Annotated in this window: 26 protein-coding genes and 1 tRNA gene; 14 read left to right on the top strand and 13 right to left on the bottom strand. The window is 43.7% G+C overall.

The window, feature by feature from the left end:
- Positions 1–198: 198 nt before the first annotated feature.
- A tRNA-Gly gene (locus H9653_RS03020) sits at positions 199–273 on the bottom strand.
- A gap of 505 nt (positions 274–778) precedes the next feature.
- Between H9653_RS03020 and H9653_RS03015 the strand changes: the two genes are divergently transcribed.
- The 4 genes from H9653_RS03015 (at position 779) to H9653_RS03000 (ending at position 3,073) form a co-directional block, all read left to right on the top strand.
- Complete coding sequence (locus H9653_RS03015; RefSeq protein WP_191690357.1) at positions 779–1,591, top strand: M48 family metallopeptidase; 813 nt, start codon at positions 779–781, stop codon at positions 1,589–1,591.
- Between the two features lie 217 nt (positions 1,592–1,808).
- Positions 1,809–2,135 carry a BolA family protein gene (locus H9653_RS03010; RefSeq protein WP_404814800.1) on the top strand — a complete coding sequence of 109 codons (327 nt, stop codon included), beginning with the start codon at positions 1,809–1,811 and terminating at the stop codon, positions 2,133–2,135.
- Positions 2,136–2,215: 80 nt separating this feature from the next.
- Positions 2,216–2,575, top strand: a complete 360-nt coding sequence (locus tag H9653_RS03005) for a SirB2 family protein (protein ID WP_068407573.1) — start codon at positions 2,216–2,218, stop codon at positions 2,573–2,575.
- Positions 2,576–2,671: 96 nt separating this feature from the next.
- Complete coding sequence (locus H9653_RS03000; protein ID WP_144296702.1) at positions 2,672–3,073, top strand: hypothetical protein; 402 nt, start codon at positions 2,672–2,674, stop codon at positions 3,071–3,073.
- Between the two features lie 112 nt (positions 3,074–3,185).
- Here the strand turns inward: H9653_RS03000 and trxC are convergent, their stop codons facing one another.
- Positions 3,186–3,623 (bottom strand): thioredoxin TrxC, encoded by a 438-nt coding sequence (trxC, locus tag H9653_RS02995; RefSeq protein WP_191690354.1) that lies wholly within the window; start codon positions 3,621–3,623, stop codon positions 3,186–3,188.
- Positions 3,624–3,791: 168 nt separating this feature from the next.
- Positions 3,792–4,658, bottom strand: coding sequence for an MBL fold metallo-hydrolase (locus H9653_RS02990; RefSeq protein ID WP_191690352.1), 867 nt, complete (start codon positions 4,656–4,658; stop codon positions 3,792–3,794).
- A gap of 323 nt (positions 4,659–4,981) precedes the next feature.
- Here H9653_RS02990 and H9653_RS02985 point away from each other — a divergent pair, with 323 nt between their 5' ends.
- The 5 genes from H9653_RS02985 to H9653_RS02965 all read left to right on the top strand — a co-directional run bounded on the left by H9653_RS02985 (position 4,982) and on the right by H9653_RS02965 (position 9,131).
- On the top strand, positions 4,982–5,353 hold the full coding sequence (locus H9653_RS02985; RefSeq protein WP_313474222.1) for an ArsR/SmtB family transcription factor: 372 nt from the start codon (positions 4,982–4,984) through the stop codon (positions 5,351–5,353).
- A gap of 55 nt (positions 5,354–5,408) precedes the next feature.
- Positions 5,409–7,118: a SulP family inorganic anion transporter gene (locus H9653_RS02980; RefSeq protein ID WP_191690350.1), complete on the top strand. Its 1,710-nt coding sequence runs from the start codon at positions 5,409–5,411 to the stop codon at positions 7,116–7,118.
- A 186-nt stretch (positions 7,119–7,304) separates the two neighbouring features.
- The gene (locus H9653_RS02975; protein ID WP_191690348.1) at positions 7,305–7,631 is read left to right on the top strand and encodes a beta-lactamase hydrolase domain-containing protein; all 327 of its coding nucleotides are present in this window, start codon (positions 7,305–7,307) and stop codon (positions 7,629–7,631) included.
- 137 nt (positions 7,632–7,768) lie between these two features.
- Complete coding sequence (locus H9653_RS02970; protein ID WP_191690346.1) at positions 7,769–8,101, top strand: TIGR01244 family sulfur transferase; 333 nt, start codon at positions 7,769–7,771, stop codon at positions 8,099–8,101.
- A gap of 172 nt (positions 8,102–8,273) precedes the next feature.
- On the top strand, positions 8,274–9,131 hold the full coding sequence (locus tag H9653_RS02965; protein ID WP_191690344.1) for a bile acid:sodium symporter family protein: 858 nt from the start codon (positions 8,274–8,276) through the stop codon (positions 9,129–9,131).
- Between the two features lie 69 nt (positions 9,132–9,200).
- Here the strand turns inward: H9653_RS02965 and ahpF are convergent, their stop codons facing one another.
- Positions 9,201–10,778 carry an alkyl hydroperoxide reductase subunit F gene (gene ahpF, locus H9653_RS02960; RefSeq protein ID WP_191690342.1) on the bottom strand — a complete coding sequence of 526 codons (1,578 nt, stop codon included), beginning with the start codon at positions 10,776–10,778 and terminating at the stop codon, positions 9,201–9,203.
- Between the two features lie 514 nt (positions 10,779–11,292).
- Between ahpF and H9653_RS02955 the strand changes: the two genes are divergently transcribed.
- Positions 11,293–11,541: a YdcH family protein gene (locus tag H9653_RS02955; RefSeq protein WP_144296708.1), complete on the top strand. Its 249-nt coding sequence runs from the start codon at positions 11,293–11,295 to the stop codon at positions 11,539–11,541.
- A 184-nt stretch (positions 11,542–11,725) separates the two neighbouring features.
- Here the strand turns inward: H9653_RS02955 and H9653_RS02950 are convergent, their stop codons facing one another.
- Both H9653_RS02950 and ahpC read right to left on the bottom strand, forming a co-directional pair.
- Positions 11,726–12,595 carry a glucose 1-dehydrogenase gene (locus tag H9653_RS02950; RefSeq protein ID WP_191690340.1) on the bottom strand — a complete coding sequence of 290 codons (870 nt, stop codon included), beginning with the start codon at positions 12,593–12,595 and terminating at the stop codon, positions 11,726–11,728.
- A gap of 465 nt (positions 12,596–13,060) precedes the next feature.
- A complete protein-coding gene (ahpC, locus tag H9653_RS02945) occupies positions 13,061–13,627 on the bottom strand; it encodes an alkyl hydroperoxide reductase subunit C (protein WP_191690338.1) in 567 nt (188 codons plus the stop codon).
- Positions 13,628–13,903: 276 nt separating this feature from the next.
- Here ahpC and H9653_RS02940 point away from each other — a divergent pair, with 276 nt between their 5' ends.
- Together H9653_RS02940 and H9653_RS02935 are read left to right on the top strand one after the other, a co-directional pair.
- Entirely contained in the window at positions 13,904–14,812 is a 909-nt protein-coding gene (locus H9653_RS02940) for a hydrogen peroxide-inducible genes activator (RefSeq protein WP_068407545.1), read from the top strand.
- 54 nt (positions 14,813–14,866) lie between these two features.
- Positions 14,867–15,541, top strand: a complete 675-nt coding sequence (locus H9653_RS02935; protein ID WP_191690336.1) for an HD domain-containing protein — start codon at positions 14,867–14,869, stop codon at positions 15,539–15,541.
- Here the strand turns inward: H9653_RS02935 and H9653_RS02930 are convergent.
- The 7 genes from H9653_RS02930 to H9653_RS02900 form a co-directional block, all read right to left on the bottom strand.
- Positions 15,519–16,124 (bottom strand): methyltransferase domain-containing protein, encoded by a 606-nt coding sequence (locus H9653_RS02930; protein WP_191690334.1) that lies wholly within the window; start codon positions 16,122–16,124, stop codon positions 15,519–15,521. The two genes, H9653_RS02935 and H9653_RS02930, sit on opposite strands and share 23 nt — an antisense overlap.
- An 80-nt stretch (positions 16,125–16,204) precedes the next feature.
- Complete coding sequence (locus H9653_RS02925) at positions 16,205–16,885, bottom strand: M48 family metallopeptidase (RefSeq protein ID WP_191690331.1); 681 nt, start codon at positions 16,883–16,885, stop codon at positions 16,205–16,207.
- Between the two features lie 2 nt (positions 16,886–16,887).
- On the bottom strand, positions 16,888–18,471 hold the full coding sequence (locus tag H9653_RS02920; protein WP_191690329.1) for a DUF1513 domain-containing protein: 1,584 nt from the start codon (positions 18,469–18,471) through the stop codon (positions 16,888–16,890).
- A 3-nt stretch (positions 18,472–18,474) separates the two neighbouring features.
- Positions 18,475–19,620: an imelysin family protein gene (locus H9653_RS02915; RefSeq protein WP_191690327.1), complete on the bottom strand. Its 1,146-nt coding sequence runs from the start codon at positions 19,618–19,620 to the stop codon at positions 18,475–18,477.
- A 100-nt stretch (positions 19,621–19,720) separates the two neighbouring features.
- The gene (locus tag H9653_RS02910) at positions 19,721–21,382 is read right to left on the bottom strand and encodes a di-heme oxidoreductase family protein (protein ID WP_191690325.1); all 1,662 of its coding nucleotides are present in this window, start codon (positions 21,380–21,382) and stop codon (positions 19,721–19,723) included.
- A gap of 317 nt (positions 21,383–21,699) precedes the next feature.
- On the bottom strand, positions 21,700–23,154 hold the full coding sequence (locus tag H9653_RS02905; protein ID WP_191690323.1) for an imelysin family protein: 1,455 nt from the start codon (positions 23,152–23,154) through the stop codon (positions 21,700–21,702).
- 296 nt (positions 23,155–23,450) lie between these two features.
- On the bottom strand, positions 23,451–24,104 hold the full coding sequence (locus H9653_RS02900; RefSeq protein ID WP_191690321.1) for an OmpA family protein: 654 nt from the start codon (positions 24,102–24,104) through the stop codon (positions 23,451–23,453).
- A 514-nt stretch (positions 24,105–24,618) separates the two neighbouring features.
- Here H9653_RS02900 and H9653_RS02895 point away from each other — a divergent pair.
- Together H9653_RS02895 and H9653_RS02890 are read left to right on the top strand one after the other, a co-directional pair.
- Positions 24,619–25,587 carry an acyltransferase gene (locus tag H9653_RS02895; RefSeq protein WP_191690319.1) on the top strand — a complete coding sequence of 323 codons (969 nt, stop codon included), beginning with the start codon at positions 24,619–24,621 and terminating at the stop codon, positions 25,585–25,587.
- Between the two features lie 216 nt (positions 25,588–25,803).
- Positions 25,804–26,895 carry a hypothetical protein gene (locus H9653_RS02890; protein WP_228706513.1) on the top strand — a complete coding sequence of 364 codons (1,092 nt, stop codon included), beginning with the start codon at positions 25,804–25,806 and terminating at the stop codon, positions 26,893–26,895.
- Positions 26,896–26,919: the final 24 nt, after the last annotated feature.

The following is a 26,919-nucleotide window of genomic DNA, read 5'->3' as shown; positions in this document are numbered from 1 at the left end:
ATGGAAAACGACTTATCCAAATTGTTTTATGATGTTTGTCCTAACCATAACAATTTTATTTTGAGCTGACTATATATCTATAAGCTTTTAATAGCGCTGCAAACTTGCCTTTTAAATGTTAAGTGCTAAATTTAAAATATAAAAAAAAGCCTTACTTCTTATAAGAAGTAAGGCTTTAGTGCTTTTGCAAGCTATATTTGGAGCGGGATAAGAGATTCGACCTCTCGACCCCAACCTTGGCAAGGTTGTGCTCTACCACTGAGCTAATCCCGCTAAATATCAAATCGTAATATTGTTAACAACGACTACGTCTCGATAGGCTGGCTATTTTAGCAAATATTCTGTAGGTGTCAATAGCTTTTTTCAATTTTTTAGCCCGTAACTGAAGCTTTGAGTGGTTTTCAAGGCAAGAAAACATATATATTATTGATTTCAATTACTATTTTAATTCCTAATAATAACGCTATAAATTTAAAATATTTAGAAATCGTAGCAAATTTTATGACGCCTACTATAAACGCGTAGCAAACTTGCACTTAACGTATTTACAATCCTACTGCCTATTGTTACTTTTTCTGTCTAGGTTTTCACTTGCCAACATTATTATACTTATGCCTAACGATAGATAGTTGCGGTAGAGCTTTATCGTTTCGGTAGATCAGCAGGCATGACAAGTTTTTAATCAGTTAACCTTTTTTAATAAAAAACCATCTTTACCGCGACCCTTTTAATTTCAATATTGTTTAATTTTTTTATATATTTACAGCGAGGACGTTTTATGAAGAAGCTATTTACCACCACCATCATGGCGGCATCTTTGTCGGCATTGACCCTGACTGGTTGCTCAAGTACCACCAGTACCGGCGCTGTCGGCGTTGACCGTCAGCAGTTGCTTTTGGTTTCTAGCGAGCAAGTACAGCAACTATCAGCGCAAAGCTACAATAAAAATATCCAAGAAGCACGCGCACGCGGTTTGCTTGATACCAATAAGGCCCAGCTCAATCGTTTAAAAAATATCTCTAACCGTTTGATTGGTCAAGTGGGCGTTTATCGTCCTGACGCAGCGAAATGGCAGTGGGAAGTTCACACCATTAAGTCTAACGATTTGAACGCCTTTGTGATGCCAGGTGGTAAGATTATGTTTTACACCGGTATCATTGATCGCTTAAATCTTAGCGATGACGAAATCGCCGCTATTATGGGTCATGAGATGTCTCATGCCCTACGTGAGCATTCACGCGAGCGCTTATCGCGTCAATATGCCACGCAAACGGGTATCGGTGTCGCAGCCAGTATTTTTGGTCTATCGCAAGGTCAGGCTGAGCTTGCTAACGTTGCAGGAGACTTAGGTTTAAGCCGTCCGCACAGCCGCACGCAAGAAGCAGAAGCTGACCAAATCGGTCTTGAGCTGATGGCACGTGCAGGTTACAACCCGCAAGCCGCGATTACCTTGTGGCAAAAAATGCAACGCGCCAGTCAAGGTGAGCCACCACAATTTTTGAGTACTCACCCAACCAGCAGCAACCGAATTGCGCAATTGCAATCATTGATGCCTAAGGTAATGCCGTTATATCAAAAAGCACGTCGTTAAAATTTAATGGCAAATGGTATTCATAGTAAATAGCAATAGACGACAATAATGGACGATAAAAGCAGAGCGTAATAAGGTTGCGCTCTGCTTTTTTATGCGCATAACTAACGTGTCATGACACTTGCATAGAGGGCATTGCAGCATAAATATCAGGGTCTGCTATAATAAGTACCATCAGCCAATTAAAAGGCCAAGTATTAAAATGACGAGGATAACTATGACAACAAATACGCCGACTGCAGACGCCCTAAATAATGAACTACAAGCCCTGCAAGCACAGCATATTGAACTGGTGAATGAATCAATGAACCATGCCGGTTATTTCGACGGTAAAGAAAGTCATTTTAAACTGACCATTGTCAGTGATGCCTTTGAAGGCAAACGCTTGGTGGCGCGGCATCAGCTCGTGTACAATCTAGCAAATCCACTTTTGACCTCACAAGGTGGTCAAATCCACGCTTTGGCTATCCATGCTTATACGCCAACAGAATGGCAAGGTCAAAGCCCTGACAGCCCATTATGCGCAGGGCGAAATAAAAGTTAGTCTCAAAAATCAGTCTTAACGCTATTCCCAAATAACATAGATAAGCTGGCAAACGGCACCTTTAAAGGAAACCCTATCCAATGAAACATCTACATATGCTCATGGCCGTCTTGTTGATTGCGCTGTTTTTATACCAAAGCTATGTGGTACTAAGCGCAAACAAAAAGCCACCATTTGCGGTAAAAATATCGACCCATATTCTCTATGCCGTCATTATTATTTCAGGGGCTGGCATGCTCGTGCAACTCATGAGTGTCAATGCGCCAGTACAGTGGGTATTTGCTAAAGTTATCTTATTGGTTGCCGCACTCAGTGCCAGTATTAAAGCCTTTAATGATAAAGCCACGCCTAGTCAAAGAAAAACCGGCATTCTTATCGCGGGTATCGCCTATGTTGGCATCTTGGTACTCGCCTTTACCAAGCCGGGTAATTTATTTTAAGAGTCGTTAAAAGTTATATTTTTCAATATCTTAATCGCTATTTTTTTGCTATCTTAAATAGATATCAACCTCCCAACGTCGCCTTATGGAGCCATTATGAAAACTCTTACTGCAGCAACACTACTCGCCACAGCTGGCGTTTTTGCTCTCTCAGGCTGCGCCTCAACAGGTAATATTACTCCGCAATACGTACCACCAAGCACCTACCAAAGTTATGACTGCCAAGCACTAAGCCAAGAATATAGCCGTGTTAATCGCTATGTCAATGCAGCGCGCAATGAGCAATCTACCATAGCCGCCTCAGGTGTCGGCGTTGGGGTTTCCGCTGGACGTTGGGGTATCTCACCTAATATCAGCTTTGGCGTGGGTAAAAGTAATAATACCAAAGCCCGTGATGCCAAATTATCGCGACTTTATGGTGAGCGTGATGCCATTATCCAATCTGCTCGTATCCAGCGCTGTAGCTTTGCCAATGGTATTAAGATTTATGGTGAGTAATCATTCATACCTGTTTCATAGTTTTGAAAGTCTCTTACAAAAAAAGCCAATACGCGATAAGCATATTGGCTTTTTGGTTTGTAATCATGATGAGCATTAACTCAGTCTGAGATTAAGCATTTAAGCTTCTTACCCACTGTACGATTTGATCGCTTGGTAAGGCTCCAGACTGGCGCGCGATTTCTTTGCCGTTTTTGAAGGCCACCATCGTCGGCAAGCTACGAATATTATAAGGTGCCGCCGCTTGCTCATATTTATCGGTTTGTATTTTAGCAAACACCACTTGTGGCAGCTGACTGGCTGCGGCTTTAAACTGCGGTGCCATCATTAGACACGGCTGGCACCAGCTCGCCCAAAAATCAACGATGGTCAATACCTCATTTTTTTGAATAACTTTGCTAACCGTTTGCGCATTGAGTTCATGTGGAGTGGCCGTTAATAATGGCTGACCACATTTGCCGCATTTCGGTGCTGCATTAAGGCGCGCTGCAGGTATGCGATTGGTGGCACTGCAATGCGGACAGACTAGATGAGAGTTTTGCTCACTCATAATACAACTCCTTTAAAAATAACAGCGGCGGGCGTCTTAGTAACGCTCTCATAAATAGACTAGCATCAAGATAACCGTTGCACGTATTGTGATTGCGTAACGGTCTGCGTATTTTTTACCTATTAATTACATATCAATCTTGGATAAATAAATCAAACGCATGACTGCCTAAAGCGCATTAAGTGGCACTTTTAGATAACGGGTGCCATTGTCTTCGGGTTCTGGAAAATGTCCGGCATTGATATTGAGTTGTACTGATGGGATAATCAGCCGCGGCATCTCTAGCGTGGCATCGCGGCGCTCGCGCATCTCGACAAACTCCGCTTCATTGATACCCTCTTTGACATGGATATTACCAAGCTTTTGCGCGGCTACCGTCGTGGTTGGGCAATGCTTGCGACCTTGACTCGGATAGTCATGACACAGATACATGATGGTTTCGTCAGGCAGTGCGAGCAATTTTTGGATAGACTGATACAGGGTTTTGGCGTCGCCTCCGGGGAAGTCGCAGCGCGCTGTACCGACATCTGGGGCAAATAGCGTATCACCGACAAAGACCACGGTTTTTTCATCGTCAGCGGCAAGATACGCCATATCCGCGCGGGTATGACCAGGCACATACATAGCAGTAATCGTAATACCGCCAAGCGTCAAGGTCTCGCCTTCATCGGTCAAGATATCAAACTGACTGGCATCGGTACGAAAGCTGCTATCAAAGTTAAAGATTTGCTTAAATATTTTTTGCACTTCGGTGATATATTGCCCGATGACCAGTTTACCGCCAAGCTCATCTTTTACATGGATAGCAGCTGATATATGGTCGGCATGAGCATGGGTTTCTATAATATAAACCAGCGTCCAGCCCTGCTCTCGAACGAATCCTATCACTTCATCGACACTCGCGGTATCCGTATGTCCGGATTTGGCATCTAAATCCAGTACAGGATCGATGATGGCACACACTTGCTGTTGCACATCCGCGAGTACGTGAGTGTAAGTCTCTGTGTCGCTATGTAAGAAAGAATGAACTTGCATGGCTACCTCTTTACTTGTATAGGAATGTTTTAGTTTTTAAGATATTGTTCCGTATAATGGGCATTTATTTATGGTATTTGCTGCTGATCTATAGTATCTATCCCTAGTGTTGCCTATATTTCCTATGCTTCTGCCTAACACTACCAGCACTATAGCAATCATTATACATTTTATCAATTTATATAATGTAAATAATGATAACTTGCTATAAATCGCAATATCATTGATAATTAATTATATATATCCATAACTTATCTATAAACTCTGCTTTTTCTATTTATATCTTTTATAAGGAGCTCGCTCTGACTACTTCAACTTCAGCATTGAGCACAACCACCACCCCCACTGGCAAGCCTGCATCTGCCAACGTCGCAGACTTTGCGCCCAAAGACCTTGCAGAGCAAATGCAACAAGCTTCCATGCAAGCCAGCCAGTTATTAAAATCGCTCTCGCATCCTGACCGCTTATTACTTTTATGTCAGCTGACACAAGGTGAATACTGTGTCAGTGAGCTTGAGGGCTTGGTCGGTGTCGGTCAGCCAAGTTTATCGCAGCAGCTAGGTATCTTGCGTAAAGACGAGCTGGTGACGACCCGCCGTGAAGGTAAGCAAATCTACTATAGTATCGCAAGTGAGGACGCATTATCGGTATTGCAGTTATTATATGAGCGCTTTTGTGCCAAAACAGACGCCTAACTGCGCGTTTGGTTTTTAACTATTTTTAACTTTCTTATCGTGATGACATATCGCCATGCCTTCTATCGCTGCTCGTCTGATTCCTACTTGGTTGCGTCAGTATCAGCTGTCTGCCCTGCCGACTGACATCATCGCGGGCTTAGTCGTTGGCGTGCTTGTCATTCCGCAAAGCCTAGGCTATGCGGTGCTAGCAGGGTTGCCGCCGGTCTATGGACTCTATGCGGCCATTGTACCCGTGCTGGTATATGCTTGGATAGGCTCGAGCAATGTCCAAGCCGTAGGGCCTGTCGCCATTACAGCGATTATGACAGCCAGTAGTTTGCACCCTTATGCCAATGATGGCACGCAGCAATATATATTAATGGCCAGTTTACTGTCTTTGATGGTTGGCACGATGTTATGGCTGGCGGGAAGGCTGAAGCTTGGCTGGATTATGCAGTTTATCAGTCGCGGCGTATCGGCAGGCTTTATCAGTGGCGCGGCGGTATTGATTTTTGTCAGTCAGCTTAAGTATCTGACGGGGATTCCTATTGCAGGTAATGGCCTTATCGGTTATTTATCGAGTATGCAGATGTATGGCCACCAGCTGCATCCGCTAACCTTGATCATCGGCGTGATTGCTTTTACGCTGTTATTTGCCAACCGTTATGCGAGCAAATGGGTTTGGCGCTCTTGGCTGTCAGCCTCTTATGCTAAGTGGGCTGAACGTCTATTTCCGCTCATTTTGCTTGCTCTTGCCATCGTGTTAAGCATGAGCTTACATTGGACAACGCACGGTGTGGCAACGATTGGTACTATTCCGCAGGGTCTGCCTACTTTTACCCTACCATACGTGCCAGATTTTCATGAAGCGCTCAACCTATTACCGAGCGCAGGCTTAATGGCATTGATTATCTTTGTTTCAAGCAGCTCAGTTGCTAGCAATTATGCACGTCTGCGCGGTGAAACCTTTGATGCCAATCGCGAGCTTACTGGTTTGGGGATGGCCAATATGGCGGGCGGATTCTTTCAAAGCTTTACGGTCGCTGGCGGCTTTTCACGTACCGCAATGAATGCTGATTCAGGTGCCAAAACGCCGGTCGCAAGTTTAGTAACGATACTGATCATGATTGCAGCGTTAATCGCTTTTGGCAATTTATTAGCACCTCTGCCCTATGCTTTGTTGGGCGCGACCATCATGGCATCGATTGTCGGTCTCATTGATATGGCGACTTTAAAGTCCGCATGGCAACGCGACCGCCTAGATGCAGCAAGCTTTTTGGCGGCATTTATCGGTGTGCTGATATTTGGGCTAAATACTGGCTTGGTCATCGGTTTGATGGTGTCATTTGCCAGCCTAATTTGGCAATCGAGCAAACCGCATGTCGCCGTCGTTGGTCAGCTAGCGGGCACGGGACATTTTCGCAATATCAATCGTCATGATGTGGTGACGTTTAGCAATTTATTGATGTTGCGTATCGATGAAAGCTTGTTTTTTGGCAATAGTGAATCCGTGCATCGCAGGGTCATACAAGCGACGCGGCAGTACCCAGAAGCGCATGAGATTATTCTTATTATGTCGGCGGTCAATCATATTGACTTGACCGGCCAAGAGATGCTTATCAGCCTCAATCAAGAACTGTTGAATCAAAAAAAGCACTTAAGCTTTAGCTTTATTAAGGGACCGGTCATGGACATTATTGAAAACACACCGGTCATAACCCATCTATCAGGGCAGGTTTATTTAAGTACCATGGATGCGGTCAATGCGCTTAAAGATGTTTAACTCATAAGTAACCAATTTTCCTCTTAAATCAATCATGACAGAGATTGTTTGTGACAAAACATCAGTGACAAAAGATAGATATGATAAAAGCTGTGTTATGCTAAATTACTATTAGATTTACAACTTACTGTCTCTAGAAACACCAGAAATTCTAACGCCATTTAATATATGCGACCTAAGCTACTTATGACCGATGATTTAACCATTTATAAGCAAATTTACCCAAGCCAATGCGTCAAGATTGCCGAGCTTGGCTACCGCTCTGTGCTCAATATTCGACCTGACGCTGAGACAGAAACGCAGCCGAATAGCTGTGATTTTAGCAGTGCGACGGCAAAAGCCAACCTCACTTATCAGCATTTACCATTTGATGACGAGCGTTTAAGCATGGCGACTGTCGAGCAGTTTGCAGCCTTTTATCGCACCATGCCCAAACCCATCCTGATGTTTTGTGGCACGGGCGCACGCGCCAAACTGCTTTATCAAAGTGCATTGATGCAAGGTTTGCTATAAAGGTAGCTGTAAAAGCCAGTTATAAAGTAGCTGTGCCGTTTACACACTTCATCTTTAGAAAGCTATCCATTCAGATTAGGCTGTTTAGTTGCCTATCAAATAACTCATTTTTAATATAAAAAATAAAAGGAGCTCTTATGAGCCATCAAGTTAGTATTACCGGACAAATCACCCCTGATCAAGTACCCATGATTGCTGAAAACGGTTTTAAAACCATTATTAACAACCGTCCAGATGGTGAAGAGCCGAATCAACCAACCAGTGCTGAGATTGAAGCCGCTGCTAAAAAAGCAGGACTTGCTTATAAAGAAGTGTCTTTCGCCGGTAGTGAGCTTAACCAAAACCATGTCGAAGAGTTTGCTGACTTTTTTAATCAAGCTGAGCAGCCAGTACTGATTTTTTGCCGTACCGGTAACCGCTCAACGGGTATTTATGAGGCGGCAAAGCGTATGGATTTGTTGGATGACTGATATCACAATCAATAACTTAAAGCAATAAACCAAGAAGCCCATATAAACATATGGGCTTCTATGATATTAAAGGCTATATTTTAGAGGCTATTAAGAAACATAGCGCTACAAGGAATGTGAGCTCTTAAAAAAGTCATTCAAGTATGACTTTTCATTTAACAAGGAATGTTTCATGAGTAATAATGCGTTGGCGCTATTGCCGCTAGCACTTGCCTATATTATGTTTACCTTAGGAACGGGGCTTAAGCCAAGTGATTTTAAGGTCATCGTTAATCACCCAAAAGCGTTTATTGTCGGCTTAATCAACCAAGTCATTTTTGTGCCTTTGGTTGCGTTAGTGGTCGTCTTAGTCATGTCGCCGCCACCTGCTATTGCCTTTGGTATCATGCTGATTAGCTTTTGCCCAGGTGGTGTGACCAGCAACATGCTCACCTACTATGCTAAAGGTAATGTGGCGCTGTCAGTGGCACTCACGGGCATAGTGAGCCTGTTATCAGTGGTGACACTGCCTATCTTAATTACGCTGGCTTTTAATCACTTTATGCAAGATCAAGCAGGCTCTATCAGCGCGCTAAAAATCGGCGTGGTGATGTTTTTACTGACTACCTTACCTGTGACCCTAGGTATGCTCGCGCGTTATAAATTTACTGACTTTATGGTACGTAGAAGCGGCATTCTAAATGGCTTAGCCAGTCTGTTTTTTGTCTTAATCGTCTTTGCTGCTATTGCGACCAACTGGCAATTACTACAAGAGCAATTGGCGTCTATTGGGTTTGAGTTGGTCTTTATCATTGTCATCTTGTTTGGCTTAAGTATTCTGACCTCTAAAGCCATGCAGCTCAGCTGGTTTGATACCAAAACCATCTCGATAGAAACCAGTATTCAAAACAGCACAACTGCGATTACCTTGGCACCTATCATTATGGGTGTCAGCACATTACCGGTCATCGCCCTACCTGCTGCGGTATATGGTGTGTTGATGTATGTGGTTGCGCTGCCCGTGATTGCGTTGATTCGGAATAAAAACTGATTGTATAAGCACAAAAAAAAGCCATCTCATTTGAGATGGCTTTTAACACTAACGGTAAAGCTAAATAACTTACTGCATAACTAAGTATTCAAACGCTGATAATGCGGCTTTTGAACCTTCGCCCATCGCAATATTAATCTGCTTAAATGGTACGGTCGTGACATCACCACAAGCAAAGATACCTTTGCGGTCGGTGCGGCAGCGCTCATCAATCTCAATTTCACCAAAGCGGTTTAGATCAACAAAGCCTTTGACAAATTCAGTATTCGGCACCAAACCAATCTGCACAAACACTGCTGAAACATCAAGCTCTTTGGTTTCACTGCTGCTACGGTCTTGATAAACGATAGACGTCACTTTACCATCTTGGGCCTTGATTTCTTGAGTCGCTGCTCCAGTGATAAATTCAATATTGGCTTTTTCTTTGGCTTTATTAATCAATACCTGATCCGCTTTTAGCTCATCGGCGAATTCAAGGACGGTCACATGCTTAACGATACCTGCCAAGTCTAGCGCCGCCTCAATACCTGAGTTACCGCCACCGATGACAGAGATGTCTTTACCTTTAAAGAACGGACCATCACAGTGCGCGCAGTAAGCAACGCCTTTACCGACGTTTTCATCTTCACCCGGGACACCAAGCTTACGCCACTGAGCACCAGTCGCCAAGATAATACTGCGTGTCTCAAACGTCTCGCCAGTATTTAGATGAATACGGTAGTTTTCTTCTTCAGTTTCACTGATTTCTTTGACGCTGACATGCTCTTTGAGCGTAATGTCATATTCGTGCAAATGTTTTTCAAAGTTCGCTGACAGCTCACTACCGGTTGTTAAAGGCACAGAGATTAAGTTCTCGATATCTTGCGTGTCTTTCACTTGTCCTCCGATTCGGTCGGCGACCATAGTAACTTTTAGGCCTTTACGCGCGGTATAAATCGCCGCCGCCACACCAGCAGGGCCTGCACCGATAATCGTTACGTCTTGCTGCTCTAACTGCTCAGCGTCATCAGCCACTTCGCTCAATAAATCAGGGAACTGCTCTTGTAACTTCTCAATCAATTTAGCCGTATCGATTTTACCATTAGCAAAAGGTTTACCATTTAAAAATACCGCTGGTACACCTTGGATATTATTGGCTTCGACTTGCTCTTGAAACAAGGCACCATCAATCATCTCATTACTGATGTCATCGTTGAGCAGCGCAAATTGGTTCAGCGCTTGCACCACATCCGGACAGCTGTGGCAAGACAGAGAGACATAAGTCTGAAACTGTAGCGGCTTATTAAAGCGCTTAATCAGCTTTTGAATCCCTTCATCCAGTTTTAAGGTATGACCGCCCGCTTGCAAAATCGCCAAAATCAACGAGGTAAACTCATGGCCACCCGGAATACCGCTAAAAACGATCCCCGTATCGGTCAATGCATTATCAATATGACTGACGACTTTAAAGCTAATCGGACTTGGTAAGCTGTTATCGGTTGCTGTTGCATCAAAATTGATCTTATCTGTGGTACCAGCGATTTTAGTCAAAAAATCAATCAGCTCAGCACGTTTGCTATGTTCGCCGCTACCCAATACAAAGGTAATGGGGCGGGTCATGTTTTCACTATAGCTTTTGACTGCTTCTAATAAACCTTGATCTATCATGTTTGTTCCTCATTATTATCAGATATGTAACGTCAGCTATATCGCTGCACATTTGAATAGGGTTTGGTGACAAGCTAAGTATCTGATTTAAAAAGCCATAAACACTTGGCTTACCACCTTTGATACGTCTATTATCAAGGCTTTGGACGTACCATGCAAGCCGATAAACTCAAACCTTATGTTTAATAAAACAAATCATATATAGATATTATTATTTAATTTTAAAACTACCAATCAAAGAAAATCCATGACAGTCATGGTATCGGGTAAATTTTTTCGCTACAATCAGATGAGGCGAATAAGAAACACTCTTATTTACCGGTCGGCAGATTGACTGCTAGTTGTCGTTAACAAACGCCCTTTCTGCTGCGCACAAGCCTGTTCAAAACTGAGCTGAATTGCGATTTGGCTTGGTAAGACTGAAGTCTCACAATCATATAAATTCATCAGAGCACTCTTAACTAAAATGCGCTATGGCTTTACTAAGCCTGCGCTTCATAACAAGGATGACAACATGAGAAAGACTGATACATGGCAAGACAACAGAGATATTATTTGCGAACTTAAGCAAAAAGACAGCTACTTTGCGACCATTTTTGATGAGCATACCAAGCTTGATCAGCAAATCAACCAGCTCGATAAGGATTTGGTGACGCACGCCAGCTGTGACGAAGAAATAGAAAAAATGAAAAAGCGAAAGCTGCACTTAAAAGATGAGATTTATAAAATAATCGATAAAAATAAACTCAATTCTGCGGTGTAAACGCTTTAGTTTATAACGCTAACTGATTCAATAGCGGCTTGGTGCGATGCTTACTTGCTTATCGAACCAAGCCGCTATTTTTTGCCGCGACTTTTATTGGACTTAAATCAATATAAGTCAATAAACGCTCGATGAGCATTGGCTTAACTAACCATTTACTTAATGAAGCACTCATCTACTCACTTTATCCACCGACAATCTCGCCGCCATTTACATGGATAACCTGTCCTGTAACGTAGCTTGCGTCGTCACTGGCCAAGTATAGATAAGCAGGCGCGACCTCGTTTGGCTGACCGGCGCGGCCCATCGGCGTGCTTTGACCGAACTTCTCTATCTCATCAGGGGTAAATGACGCCACAATAAGCGGCGTCCAAATAGGACCGGGTGCGACGCCATTGACGCGGATACCTTTATCCTGACTCATTAAATTATTGGCTAAAGCGCGGGTGAAAGATAAAATCGCGCCCTTAGTGGCAGCATAATCAATCAAATGGTCACTGCCGCGATAAGCGGTGATAGAGGTGGTATTGATAATCGAGCTACCCCCTGGCATATGTGGTAAGGCAAATTTACTCAACCAAAAGTGCGGATAAAAATTGGTATGAATAGTTTTATCAAATTGCGCACTACTGATATCGGTGAGCGATTCTTGCTCAACCTGCATCCCAGCGTTATTGACTAAAATATCAATTTTGCCGAACTCAGCGATGGCAGTATCGATTAGCTTTTGACAGTTAGCTTCTTCTGATAAATCTGACGCCACCAGTAAGCAGCGCTGCTGGTAAGATTCTACGTGCTTTTTGGTCATCTTGGCATCGTCATCTTCACATAGGTAGCTGACCACTACGTCCGCGCCTTCTTTGGCAAATAATATTGCTACTGCTTGCCCAATCCCGCTATCAGCGCCAGTGATAATAGCAACCTTTCCAGCAAGCTTGCCATTTGGATATTCTTTTGGCAGCACCTTAGGGCTTGGGTGCTGCTCTTGCTGCGAGCCTGGTAGCGATTGTTCTTGTTTCGGAAATTCTTTAGCAGATGATTTATCGTTACTCATAATATCCTCTTTTCATTACCGATCTATATAATAGGTTAAATGTAAAACCATTTCTGTGCGACTGGGATGAGTGTTTCGTCGCCTCTACTGTGATGGCAGCAAGCAAAGAACATTCAACCTGATCGCAAGTAATCAAATTATTGATGTATCGTTTTTACTAATGACGCTTATAATGCTACTTAAATGGATGTTGAAGTAGATATCTTTAAATCATAAGCATTCTGTGATAAAAATCGAATGAACTTAGGTGACAATCTGTAGACAGCCTGTAATCTTGTCCTAACACTATCTATCTCTAAATATCTGCCTATAAAAAATAGACAAAAAAACGCCCCATCAATCAAAACCGATGGGGCGTTTTTAAGTCATTATTTAATAGCGTTTTCTTTTAAAAACGAAAACTCACTATTAAATTTTATACTTATCTTTTCGCTAGTCTAAATAGTAAGTTATCTAAGTATATCCTTAGATTTTACCAACTAGATCTAGGCTTGGTTTAAGGGTTTCTTGTCCTTGTTCCCAAGCTGCTGGGCAAACTTCGCCGTCGTTATCACGAACGTACTGTGCCGCTTTTACTTTACGTAGCATGTCTTTTGCACTACGGCCAATACCGCCTGCATGGATTTCAGCGACTTGGATTTTACCATCTGGGTCTACTAAGAAAGTACCACGCTCTGCCAAACCGGCTTCTTCGATCATGACATTAAAGCCACGAGTGATACGGCCAGTTGGGTCACCAATCATTGGATAAGTGACTTTGCCGATAGCTTCTGAAGAATCATGCCATGCTTTATGTGTGAAATGTGTGTCAGTTGATACTGAGTACACTTCTACGCCTAAGCCTTTAAGCTCTTCGTAATGGGCTGCCATGTCTTCAAGTTCAGTTGGGCAAACAAAGGTAAAGTCAGCTGGGTAAAATAGGAAGATTGCCCAACTGCCTTTTACGTCTTCTGAAGTGATGGTTTTGAAATCACCGTTTACAAACGCTTCTGCTGAAAACTCTGGAATTTCTTGATTGATAATTGACGCCATGATTGGCTCCTTTTTTGATTGATTGTTGTTAAGTTAATTGGTGTTCTTGGATGTAGGTTTTGATTAACCCGCTCATTAACTGGGTTACAAGACAAACTATACGCGAATTCTATGGTTAATCCAGTTAAAAGTTTTTAATGTGATGTTTTGTTTTATTAAACTTGTTAAACTATTCTAACGGCTTTTTTTGTACGAACATCGGCATTAAATTGCTATAGTACACAAGATAAACGCCCAAAACAAATGGCGTTCAAAACCCATTCATAGAGAGGTTTTATGATTACTTTACGTCAACTTGAGTTTGCCTTAGCGGTTGCCAAACATCGTCATTTTAAACGGGCAGCAGAAGACTGTAATATTTCACAATCAGCGCTGAGTTTGGGTATCGCCGAGTTAGAAAAACAACTAGATACGCAGATTTTTGAGCGTAATAATAAGCAAGTTTTGATTACGCCTATCGGTGAGGATATCTTGACGCGGGCGCAGCGTATATTTTCCGAAGTCAATGATTTGACCACGCGCGCGCACAGCCATCAATCACCGCTTGCGTACCCGATGACGGTTGGTATCATTCCGACGATTGCGCCGTATCTGCTGCCAAAAGTCCTACCTGCGCTGCGCAAACATTACCCTGAATTTCGCATGACGGTTATCGAGCAGCAAACCGAGCGGTTGCTTGAGCAGGTACGCTATGGTCATATTGATACCGCCATTATTGCGTTGCCTTATGCGGTCGATGGTTTGCATACCTTTGAGTTTTGGGCGGAAGATTTCTTTGCGGTCTTTCCACAGGATGACGTCCATGCCAAGCTTGAAAAAATTAACGCCGATGAGCTAGCAACCGCCAATCTGATGTTACTTGGCGAAGGACATTGTCTGACCGATCAAACCTTGACCGTCTGTCATTTCGACCGCGCACAAATGAAATCAAGCTTTTCTGATGCCAGCTTGAACACCCTAATACAAATGGCACTGGCTAATATGGGCACGACCTTGGTGCCAGAAATGGCACTCGATCAGCTGCATTTGCAAAACCAAAATGCAGTCGCAGTGCCATTAGCAGAAAAAGGGCCACATCGTCATATCGCTTTTGTCACCCGCTTAAACTATGCCCGCGTTGATGATGTTAATTTGCTTGGGCAATTATTTAAACAAGCATTTGAAGAGGCAGATCATAAAAAATAAATGACTGGTGGTGAATGGAAGTTGGCTAAAAAGGATGAGGAATAAGGAAATTAAATGACAAAGGCTTTTGCGCACATAGAGACTGAGCTTGGTAAGGTTTTTGCGCAGCATTTGACAGCTATTAATAGCGCTGTTGAGCCAGAAAAAGTTAACAATCTTTGGCAAGATATCGCTATACGTTATAACGAAAACCAGCGTACTTATCATAGCTTGCAGCATATTGAGCAATTATTTGCGCAGTTTGAGCAGATTAAGCATGTTTTAAATGAGCCGCATATTATCGCATTGGCACTATTTTATCACGACGTGATATATGCGCCAACGCGCTCAGATAATGAGCTAAAAAGTGCAGAATATGCCGTAAAAGCGCTACGCCCTTATGTATCGGCAGCGCAGTGCCAACATATTTATGCGCTCATTATGATGACGGCCAATCATAAACTTGCTGACTGCTCAAACGCCCAAAAGAACTTCGATGCCGCTTATTTACTAGATATGGATTTGAGTATTTTGGGAGCATCTTGGCTTGAGTATGAGCAGTATGCCCAAGCGGTTCGGCAAGAATATGCGCATGTCTCAAACGCAGATTATAGCGTTGGACGTATAGCCGTATTAACAGGATTATTGGCGCACCTGAAGCTTTACCTAACCGATTATTATTATGACAGGTTAGAAAAGCAAGCCCGGCAAAACATCAAGCGTGAGATTAAGATTTTACATGCATCTTAATAAACAGCTCACTGCCCTGCCGCGCAGGATGCGAGTTATAGCTTGTTTCCATAGTCTCAATATCGAAATAGGGTGCAAAACGCTGCTGGTATTCAGCTTTCGTGCCGCCAAACGGCGGTTCCTCTCGTCCGAAATCCTTATCAAACAGCAGCCCAACCAGCTTACCATTCGGTTTCAATAATGCGGCCATCTGCGCCACATATTCATCACGGCGCGCAGGATTTATGGCACAAAAAAACGTCTGCTCAAGCACCCAATCAAACTGATATTGCGCTGGCGATAACGCAAAGAAATCAGCACAGACCAAATGCGCTACTGGAAATTCAGGATAGCGCTCTGCGAAAGCCTCAATCGGCGCAGGGGCAAAATCAACCAAGGTGACATTGGTAAACCCTTGCTCATGCAGATAACCGACCTCATAAGCATTGCCCGCGCCCGGTACTAAAATCGCTTGCTCTTTAGCAGGTTCAGGCAACTGGTCAATATAAGCTTTGAGCGGTGGTGACACTTGCCCCATATCCCAGCCGATACTGTCCTCTTCATAACGCTGCTGCCAAAACTGCGCTTGATTGACATTTTCCATAGCACATCCTTGTTTCGATAAAAAACCTTATCTTAGCAGATTAAGGCATGATATCTGGTTATTTAGCAGTAGCTCCTACTTTAGTCTAGCTGCCCTGTTTTACCTGCCAACATATTATGCCAATGCTTGTAATCGGGCATTGCCGTCGCCACCGTTTGCCAAAAAGCACGGCTATGATTGGCATGATGCAGATGACACAGCTCATGGACGATGACGTATTCGGTGCATTCGATAGGATAGGCTGGCAGATAGACGGACAACCAAATTCGCCGGGCGCGGGTATTGCAACTGCCCCAGCGCGTATGCATTTTCTTTAGACGTATTTCATTAGCATAAGCGCCGACAATCGGTTGCCATTTATTAAATAATGCAGGCATTACTTCAGAGAGATGTTGCCGATAGTAGGCAATTTTTTTATCGTGGTTTAAGGTGAATGATTGCTCTACGCCCCACAATAGCAGTGTGCGATCGGCAGTTGAAGTCTCTTTTATAGATTGCTGTGATGGGATTTGCTGACGTTTATAGCGTTCTAATACGTGCGCATGATTGGCGATTGCCCAAGGCACGCGTTTCTCTATCGCCTGAACAGTTTGCGCTGAGCTAAGAGAGATGGGTACAGAGACCATTAATTTATGCGGTTTTAAGCGAAAATTGATATTTTTAACGCGCTTTTTGCTGATGTGTAGCTCAATATCCGCTTGCGCCAAACAACGTATAGCGCTATTTAATAAGGGCGAATCATACTGTGACAGCACATTCATGCTCAGAGCGCTTGCAAGTGATTGTCAAACGACATCAGATGATATTTGCTGTTGATAAAAATACGCTCAACATTATCTACTCTAGCAAGTTCAGCAGTTGCTAAATGATTAACAGTTAACGCGGTTAACTGACCTTGTCCATCACTAACGATAAAACCTGAGTGCGCATTAGCCTTAGCCTTAGCCTTAGTCTTAACATTGGCATTGGCATTGTTAACGCCAGCTTTGTCAGCATTCAGATTTGGCAACACTGCTGCACCGGCACAATCTGGTAAGCTAATATTATCAATCAATGTACGAGTATTTAAGTCATAAATCGCCGCACAACCGCCAATTGGCGTGGTCACACATAATAGGTTATGCTCACTATCAACCGCGACGCTAGCGATATATTGGTGGAAACGTTGCCATTGATCATTGGGCATAATAAGGGGTTTAAAATCAGACTCACCGCGTTGATGGGTCAATACTAACGGCACATTGATATGCTTTTCGCCTTGAAACTGAATACCTATCATCACCGTACCAACGTCATGCATGGCGAGATGACGCACGCTCATCTGATTATGCTCAGGCATAATCTGCTCAAGTAACGCGCCAGTATGACGATTGAGGTAAGCCAATGACGGTCGCATACTGTCTAAATTAAGCTCTTCACGCGACGCTTGCTCGGTTTTGATACCGCCATTGGCAATCACCAACGTTTCGCCATCAGGATGCATAATCAGCTCATGCGGGCCGATACCATGCGAGTCATACTCTGCTAGTTTTTTATAATGATCACAGGCATCATAAATGCCAACTTTACCGTCTAAACTTAACGTGTCATTCTCGGTCACGTAGAGCAGTTTACCATCTAAGCTATAACAAGCATGGCCATAAAAATGACGATGCGTAGACGCTTTAATAGCAAACTTTACTTGCCCAGTTGCCGTGTCTAGTACCCAAAACTTTTCGCTCGGGCGCCGACCCATCACCACCACATCGCGTGCTTGGTTATTCTTAGCAGAAAACTTTTGCTTATCAGAAATAGGTTGAACGACAATATCATGCACGCGTTCGGGCATGGTAGTTTGCCAAACGATTTGTCTATCGGCGTCGATACCAACCACGCCGAAGTCGTGCTCATTATGACTGGCATCAGCGCTATCATTATTTGCTAAGACGATGTTTTTCGGCATAGACGCCACGCCGCTAACCCAGCAGACTGGTCGCGGTAGTATTGTGGTCGTATGTGCTGTGCTAAAGTCGCTTACGCTATAAGACTTGGTGTTTTGCTCGTCATCTCTGTGTGAATGATAAGCTTGCTGCCATGCAACTGCCGCTTGCTGACAAGCGTGGCAAAATTGCACGAGCTCGCGTTTAGGCGTCAAGTTTATCAACTGCAACTGCGCGCCCATACCTGCCACATAATCCCATAAGCTGGCATCTGGTTGCTTGTGCTTACGATAACGATGGTGGATACCGACAAGCGCGGCTGTACCCATGACAGCAGAAAGCGTGGTCAATGCAGATGTTACTAGCAGCTCATTATTAGGCTGCTGCTCTTGTGATTTACCTGCAGTTTTAGTATCGAGAGAGTACATTTTTTAATCGCCATCGGTGCTGTTAAAGCCAACGCGCAGACCAAGGGTTGGAATCAATTGACGCTTAATAATGCGCGTAATGCTCGTGAGATGATCAAGTAGTTCCTGCTGCGTCGCTTTATCAGCAGTCGCTAAATCTTCCGGCATTTGTGCCAGTAATGTCGTGGTATCGGCAAGCGCGGTCGATAGACTATCCGCCACTGCATTTTCATTATTGCCACCAAGAATAGCAGTCAAAACAGGGTCAGTCATTGCTTGATTTAAGGTTGCCAATTTCGCAGTGATAATCGCGCGGCTTTGTCCAGCGGTTGCAGCTGGCAAATGACCTTTTGCTTTAGCAGTTAAACCCAATGGCTGGTCGATAGCGTTAGATTTCATCGTCTCAACCAATGATAGTAACGAGTTAAACCATTGGTTTAAACCTTGATCGCTCTCGGCGGTTTTATCAATTGCTAGTAAATCAGTGGCATTTTGCTGCCAGTTTTTCTCGATATCTTTTAGACGTGTGCTCAAAGCATTGCTCGCGCTCATCACATAAGCGCACTGCCCAGCATCCAAACTATCATTGGCATAAAGCACTTCTTCTAATCCTGGCACGCCTTGAACGATGGCGCTCTCATTCGCCAACTGCTCGGCGGTAAGCTTGGGATTGGCAGCAATCAAGTCAGCGACCCCGCTATGTACCAGTCCGCGCTCATCAGGATAGTAATTGATATATAAATTACTCATGCTCGCCGTCGCTGGTCCAAAGTTAACCATCTCAGCGCTTGCCCAAGCTTGTGCGAGCACCAACCATTGGTCGCGCAATTCTTTTAGCGCATCACCGCTCACGGGCGCTTGCTGACAAGATTTCTTCGCCAAATCATGCAATAAATCACTCTGCTTTGCGGCATCTGCATAGGCTGGAATGACAATGTCATTTGCCACGTGGGTCAGATAGGTTTTTTCGGTATCAGGACTAATATCAACAGCGCTAATCTTTTCAGCATTATTGTCTTTTTTGTCAGGAGTAGTAGAAGTAGCACTTTCTTGGGCGACTTGACTATCTACCTCTGATACTTTATTTTCTTCCGCAGGTTTGACGCAGCTAATTAGAATACCAGCACTTAGCGCTGATAATGCCATTGCTAAAGCAGGATTTATTTTCATAGATTTCTCAGTATTTGGATGAATATTGATATAAGTAATTATTTAATTTGGTATTTCTTACGTTGAATAACCATCGCTTTTAACACTCATACGCTTATTTTTATAATGACTTTAAGAACGCATTCAACTCACTGCGTCCTTGTTTATCAAGCTTAAGTACTTTTTGCTTCTGCTTTTCCGCTTCGCCGCCATGCCAAAGTACCGCTTCCATCAAAGTACGCGCGCGCCCATCATGTAAAAACGTCGCTTGTGGATCGACGGTTTGCGCAAGACCAATGCCCCACAAAGCAGGCGTACGCCACTCATAAGAGTTGGCTAAAAACTCAACCTGTAAATCTTTCGATGGTAGCTTACCCGCAATGGTGCGATCAGCTAAGCCATCGCCCATGTCATGCAACAATAAATCGGTATAAGGATAAATCACTTGGCCGTGCTGCTCAAGATGGTCATCGTCGGTTTTTGGCAACTGATAACGCGGCGTATGGCAGCTTTGACAGCCCATATCATAAAAGCGTTTTTTACCTGCCAATACCAGCTTGTCTTCGGCGTTGCGGCGATGCGGCACCGCCAGATTACGGGTATAAAATTCGACGAACTTTGCCACTTCATCATTGACTTCGACGGGCGGCTTACCATTACCTTGTTCATCAGCACCTGTTGTGGCATTCACACAAGCGGTCTGCGCTGGCATACACGATTCATGCGGACGGATATTCGATGTCAGCCCCATATCTTCATTAAACGCACTTTGGTTTTGAGTAATCAGCTTGGTTTGACCCGCTTTCCAGCCAAAGCGTCCTAATGCCACTTTACCCGTTTGCGGATCCATCACCATATTAAATTTACCGCTAATATCGCTATTAGCTTCATTTGCATTGATTGCTTGCTTTTTAATGTCGTCGTCTGGAATCTGTTCGAGTAGTCCAAGCCCAATCATCGGTAAGGCTACCCGCGGCGATACCATCAGCGCATCATCAAATGGACCATAACCGGGTTTGGTCAGATTAAAGGTTGGCGCACGCAAGGTCTCGACATGACCATCAGCAAAGGTAACGGGGTTATCGCTCCACTGTACTACAATTCGGGCTTCAGCAGGGACGCCTTGCACACCGCGATCTTGCAGCTGACCGCCATACATAGGAGGGACGACTTTTTCAATCAAGGAATCTTTTAGCGTTTGGCGCTGCGCTTCGGTAGTCGCCGGCATCGCAAGGCGAATCAGCAAGCTATCGGCATCGTCATCACTTCTCGTCGGCGCATGACCGCGACCGTCTTTGATATGGCAAGATTGACAGGCAGCAACGTTAAATAAAGCGCCAAGCCCATCACGGCTATCGGTACTCGCCGGCGCGACCACCCAAGGTTGCCTAAAAAACGCATTGCCGATAAAGAAAGACCCCTTACGCGAAGCGGTGATATTTGAAGAAGGTTTAGAGTAGCTTTCGCTCGTGGTGATACTAATGCCTGTATCGCCACCTTGTTTGATTTCTTGCGCATCAAATCTGGCAAGCTGCTGCATAGGCACGCCCGCTAGCGCTTCAATCGTTTGAGCACGCTCAGGCGTTATATTTTGCAAATAGCTACTGTCTTGGGCTTTATTATCGTTATTATTGGCGGTGTCGTCCGTTGGAGATGGCTGGCAGGCGCTTAATGAGAGCACGCATGTCACTCCTAGCGATAGCTTTAATAGCGAATTTTTAAATATTAAAGGAAAATAAAACGCGGTAGATTGTTTGGCGGTTGACACATTACTGCTACTCATAGGGAACCTTAGTTCTGGTATGGAACCATAAAAAACGCGTGCTATAATTTTTTCACTTTTATTTGATAAGCATTTTTAGTCAATAAATATTTTAATTCGATAAATCATTGCTGCGCTATAAAAAAACACGCTGCCAACAGCGGTCGACAACGTGTATATTATACCCAAATTATTTTTCTATAAAAATAATTCTCATTCACTGATAACGACTCATCAGGCACATAAATACAGGCTATTAAGGCTTCCTAAATTAAAATCAAAAGCTCCATTTTAAATAACTGCCCTTTTAAATAAGCGCTCTTTTAAATAAGGCCTACTTAAAACTGTGAACCTGCATCAGCGTCTAAATTATCAATGCTAACGGCTTTTGCTGCATTTTCGATACCATCGGTTAGCTGTTGTAAGCTTGCGATACTACTTTCAATCCAGCCGCGGCGTTTGTTTTGCTCTTCAGCAGAAATACCGTGCTTGCTGGCTTGACCTACGGTTGCAATCATCTGATCGACCTTGATGCCTTCTTTTTCGGCTTTTTCAACGATGACTTTAAACGCTGCTTCGACGTTAGCAAAATCAGTAGCAAGTTTATCAGCCGCTTCTTTATTGCCGGTATCGACAAGATAATTCTTTAGTCCATAACCGCCTACTGTCTTGCCAGCGACGGTTTTATAGCCGCCATTAAAGATATTTTGAATACCGCGGGCATTATTGGCATAGCTCAAATGGGTCAAATCACTAAAGCATTCATGCTCATCTTCGGTAGAGCCAGTGACGAACGCCACCTGTATGCGCTCAGAAGCTAGCTCGCCAAGTGCTAAGCTGCCCATTTGATACATGATTTGACGCAGACCGTTTTTGTCTTTACGGGCCATCATATCGCTACGTAAGGTGTTTTCGCTATCAGGTTGCCACTGGGCTTCCATCGCGGTCAAATCATCGATCAATAACTGAGTAACCGCTTTTAGATACTGTCCACGGCGCTCGCAAATACTCACATCTGGGTTTGTCGTATCGCCGCTGGTACATTCGCCCTCGGTCGTTATATAGTCGCTCACTGGACGATTACCTGCACCTTCACCAACGCCATTGGTATCCTGTCCCCACAGCAGAAACTCAATCGCATGATAACCAGTCGTAACATTGGCCTCACTACCACCAATCTCATTCATCTCAGCCAACAAGTCAGGCGTAATGGTGCTGGTATCTTGCTTGATGCTACCAACCATGATGCTCTCGCTATTGATAATATTATCCTGACTGTTATATTCACCCTCATAACTGTCACTGACATAGTCAATCAAAGCTTCATCTAGCGGCCAAGCATTTACCTGTCCTTCCCAGCCATCAACGCTACCAAGCGCGCGTTTATCATCAGCGGTCACAAAGCCTTCGTCAAAGCGAAACACTTCAGTCTGTGAATATGGCTGACGCGCGGCTTTATAGGCAGCCTTTGCAGCGTCAAGATTGGCTTGGGTCGGCGTGTCTACATAGGTGTTCACTGCTGTCTGTAAAAGTTGGGCAGTTTCCAAAGAATCTTTATAGGCGGCGTGCGCCATATCAGCATAGCTAATCAACAATCGATCGATATGCGCTTGATCAGCAGCCGAAGACGTTTTATTGTCGCTGTTTTGGGTTGCTTGAACGTCGGTTTGCGCCTCTGACGCTGTGGTCTCATCAGACTGTTTGGTACATCCTGATACTAGCAGTATCCCTGCCAATGCAGCAGCTAAAGTAGTCGGTAAAATTTTACGGCTTATCGCTGGGCTGATATTCATACACATCCTCGATGAGATACATTAGATAAAATGATAAAAGATAAAGTGATAAAAGATAAAGTGATAAAAGGAAAGCTTAGAGATTTATAATTTCAATACGATAAAATCCATTTAAACTCTAGCTAAATTTAAACACCCGCTAAAGGCTGACAAATTTAACCCCTGCAAATTATAATGTTATTGATAACTATTATCAAATGTAATTTTTTGAATATTAGACGAATTTTAGGCAAAAAAAAGACCAACGTGGAGTTAGTCTTTTTTAATTTACATCATATTTTAAATATCAGTAGCGATTAACGAACGCTGCTTGGCGCATTTACCGTTAGCTCAACGCGGCGGTTCTGCTGACGACCATAATCCGTGCTGTTATCAGCGATTGGACGAGTCTGACCATAAGCAACTACGTTGATACGGTTAGAAGCTACGCCGCGATTAACCAAATAATTTCTCACAGAATTAGCACGATCACGTGACAAGTTCATGTTGTAAGATGGGTTACCTACGCTGTCAGTATGACCAGCAATCGTAACTGTGTTTTGGTTATATTCATTCATCGTTGCCGCAAGCTTATCAAGCGTTGGTCTAAACGATGGGTTCAACGAAGCACTGTCAAAAGCAAAAGTAATGTTACCTGGCATGACTAAGTCAATGTTGCCGTTTGGATTTGGGGTAACCGTAACGCCAGTGCCCGCCATTTGCTGCTCTAGCTGCTTCGCTTGACGCTCCATGTAGTAGCCTACGCCTGCACCCAGTGCAGCACCGATAGCCGCATCACGACCAGTCTTATCACCACCGGTGGCTTTTGAGATAGCAGCGCCGCCAGCTGCGCCAGCTAGTGTACCGATTGCGGCTTTGTTTAGACGTTGCTGTCCAGTGTTTGGATCAGTTGTACAGCCACTCAATGCTAAGCCTGATGCCAATGCTGCAACCACTAATGTATTACGCATAATATGTCCTCTTAAGTTGAAAAAATGGGCTATCAATATAGGTATCGATAAATAAACGGTGTTTTTATAGATATTGCTTGTCACGAATATGCGTCAACAAACCTGTTTATTTGTTTATTCACACTTACTATTATTATGGCAATTACCGTCTATTTGTGTGTAATATTTTGTCACATCTATGTATGGAAAGTGCATAAGTATCTATAGTCTAGTGTTTATAAAAGCGCGTTGTTTGTTACCGCAAGTCACGTTTACAGTCGTACACTCTAATTATTTTCTGCTAACATTATCTTATAAAAACTCTGGTACAAACATTTTACGAATTAAAAATCCGAAAAATTACTGGACTAAAATTAGGTATTACCTAATATTAGTACTAAAATTTATTAAATAAAATGCGATTATAATTTGCTAAAACTTGTTAGAAAAATTAGCTGTATTTTTGAGATGATATAAAACACCGGTTTAACCATAATAATGAAACGATTAACGAGCAAATAGTAAGGAATAAGACATGCGCTTGAACGCTGCGATGCAAAAAATACACGAACGCGCGCCAAAACTTGGCAAAGCAATGTCGCTTACCACAGCGGCCGGAGTCATCGCTGCCAATAGTTTTGGCGGCAGTATTCCATTATGGCTTATGGGCGTTGGCAAAATTATCACGGGCGCTCCTATTGCTGATAAGACGGTAATAAAGATTGCCGAGCACTGGATTGGTAGCAATAATGCTTTGATTGATACCATATTGCCGCGTAAGGATTGGCGCATTCAATTGCCGGATGATGTACATATGGACGGTAAATATCTGCTGGTCAGCAATCATCAGTCTTGGGTAGATACCAGCATCGTGCAATACATTAGTGAAAAACGCTTACCACTGACCCGGTTTTTCACCAAGTTTGAGCTCATCTATATTCCTATCGTTGGGCAGGCATTTTACTTTTTAGATTTTCCAATGATGCGTCGCCATTCTAAAGAAGCAGTTGCTAAAAACCCAGCGCTTAAAGGTAAAGATATCGAAGAAGCCAAGCGCGCTTGTGCGTTATTAAAAGACAAGCCGTTTACCTTGTTAAATTATTTGGAAGGCACACGCTTTACCCAAGAAAAACACGATAAACAAAACTCGCCTTATACCCATCTGTTGAAGCCGCGCGCTGGCGGTCTGTCGCTAGCCATTAATGCCTTGGGCGCTGATATCGATGGTATCTTAGATATGACCATCGTCTACCCTGACGGCGTGCCAACCTATGGCGATTTGTGGAAAGGCAATATCAAACGCTTAGGCGTCGATGTCCGCCATATTGCCATACCCGATGCGCTGTTTGCCGGTATTCAAGGCGGCGGCTACGAAAACGATGAGACCGTTAAAGCGCAAATGTTTGAGTGGGTCGAGCAAATTTGGCGTCAAAAAGATCAGCGTATTACAAAAATGTTGGCGGAATTTGAGAGTCATCCGCAAGCGGCGCATCAAAGTGAATAAAAAAGGACATTAAAAAAATTGATTAAAAAAAGCCATTAAAAATTATGGCTTTTTATATAAAAAGATAACGGCTAAAATACCAAATTATAATGGTTGATGGCTTGTTTTTTGGCATGATTCATTGATAATGTGAATAACCATTAAAACTTGCCGCTTATTTGGTAGTGATTGGCAAAAGACTACTTACTACCAATGCCATTTACTACTAAATAAGGTATGACTGTGCCCGCCTCTTCTACCCGTGCGCCGATAACACCAGCGCCTCTTCAGTCCTCAGACCTACCCAGCAGCCCGCCGCCAAGACCGAATCGTCCCAAGCCCAATCGCTTGAAGCTGACCTATGATATCTTGATGCTCATCGCCATCAGTATTGATTTATTTTTAATCAGTACTGACGCTATTTTGATGAGTAACTTTAGTAGTAATGCCGCGCAGTGGTTAAGTATGAGCGAGGCATTAAGCTGGTATCAAAACCATATTCATGACTCGTTACGGACAGCGGGCGGTTTTTTTACCCTATTCTTGATTGCCGAGTTGCTATTGCGCTGGGCAGTTGCTATTAAAGAAAAGGTGTATTACCGCTGGTTCTTTTTCCCTTTTGTGCATTGGTATGAAGTGTTAGGCTGTTTTCCGCAGTTGCGCGCGCTGCGTTTATTTCGCGCCGTGATTATCGGGCGCCGCTTATATCAGCTAGGTTATCAAGTACTGCCACAGCCGTGGATTAATCGCATTAATTTTTATATTAATTTGCTGTTAGAAGAGCTGTCTGATCGCGTCATCTTAACGACCATTCAGACTTTTCGTCAGCAGCTGACCGATCCCAAAACGCATAAATCTTTTATTGAATCCACCATTGCCCGCAATCGCAATGAGATTGAAGCGGCGATATTATCGCTACTGCGTAAAGAGTTGGCACCCAAACTCCAAGCACTGACCGAGTCATCGGGCGGCGGCACCATTATCGCCACTGAAATGGGCAATGCGATTAAAGAGGGGTTGGCCAATACGCCTGAACTACGCCGCTATCTGCGTATGATACCCATTGCTGGAACGTTAATTGAGTCGCAGCTACAACATGTCGGGCATAATATCGGCGAAAACGTGGTATATGCACTGAATGAGCGCCTGCTTGACGCCGAACGTATTGACGCGTTAATGGTTGCTATTGCCAGCGGCGTTGCTCAAATCGATACCGACAACAGCGCCCTTGATACATTAATCTCAAGCATCATCGCCGATGGTTTAGACGAATTTGAAGCCCAAATAAAAGTGCAGCAGTGGAAGCATCAAGACATGCTTAATTTGTAGTGTTTTGAATGAGAACCAGATTTT

The sequence above is a fragment of the Psychrobacter communis genome (assembly GCF_014836505.1).
Taxonomy (GTDB): Bacteria; Pseudomonadota; Gammaproteobacteria; order Pseudomonadales; family Moraxellaceae; genus Psychrobacter; species Psychrobacter faecalis.
Note: the sequence above shows the minus strand (reverse complement) of the source record. Positions and strands in the feature narration are given on the sequence as shown.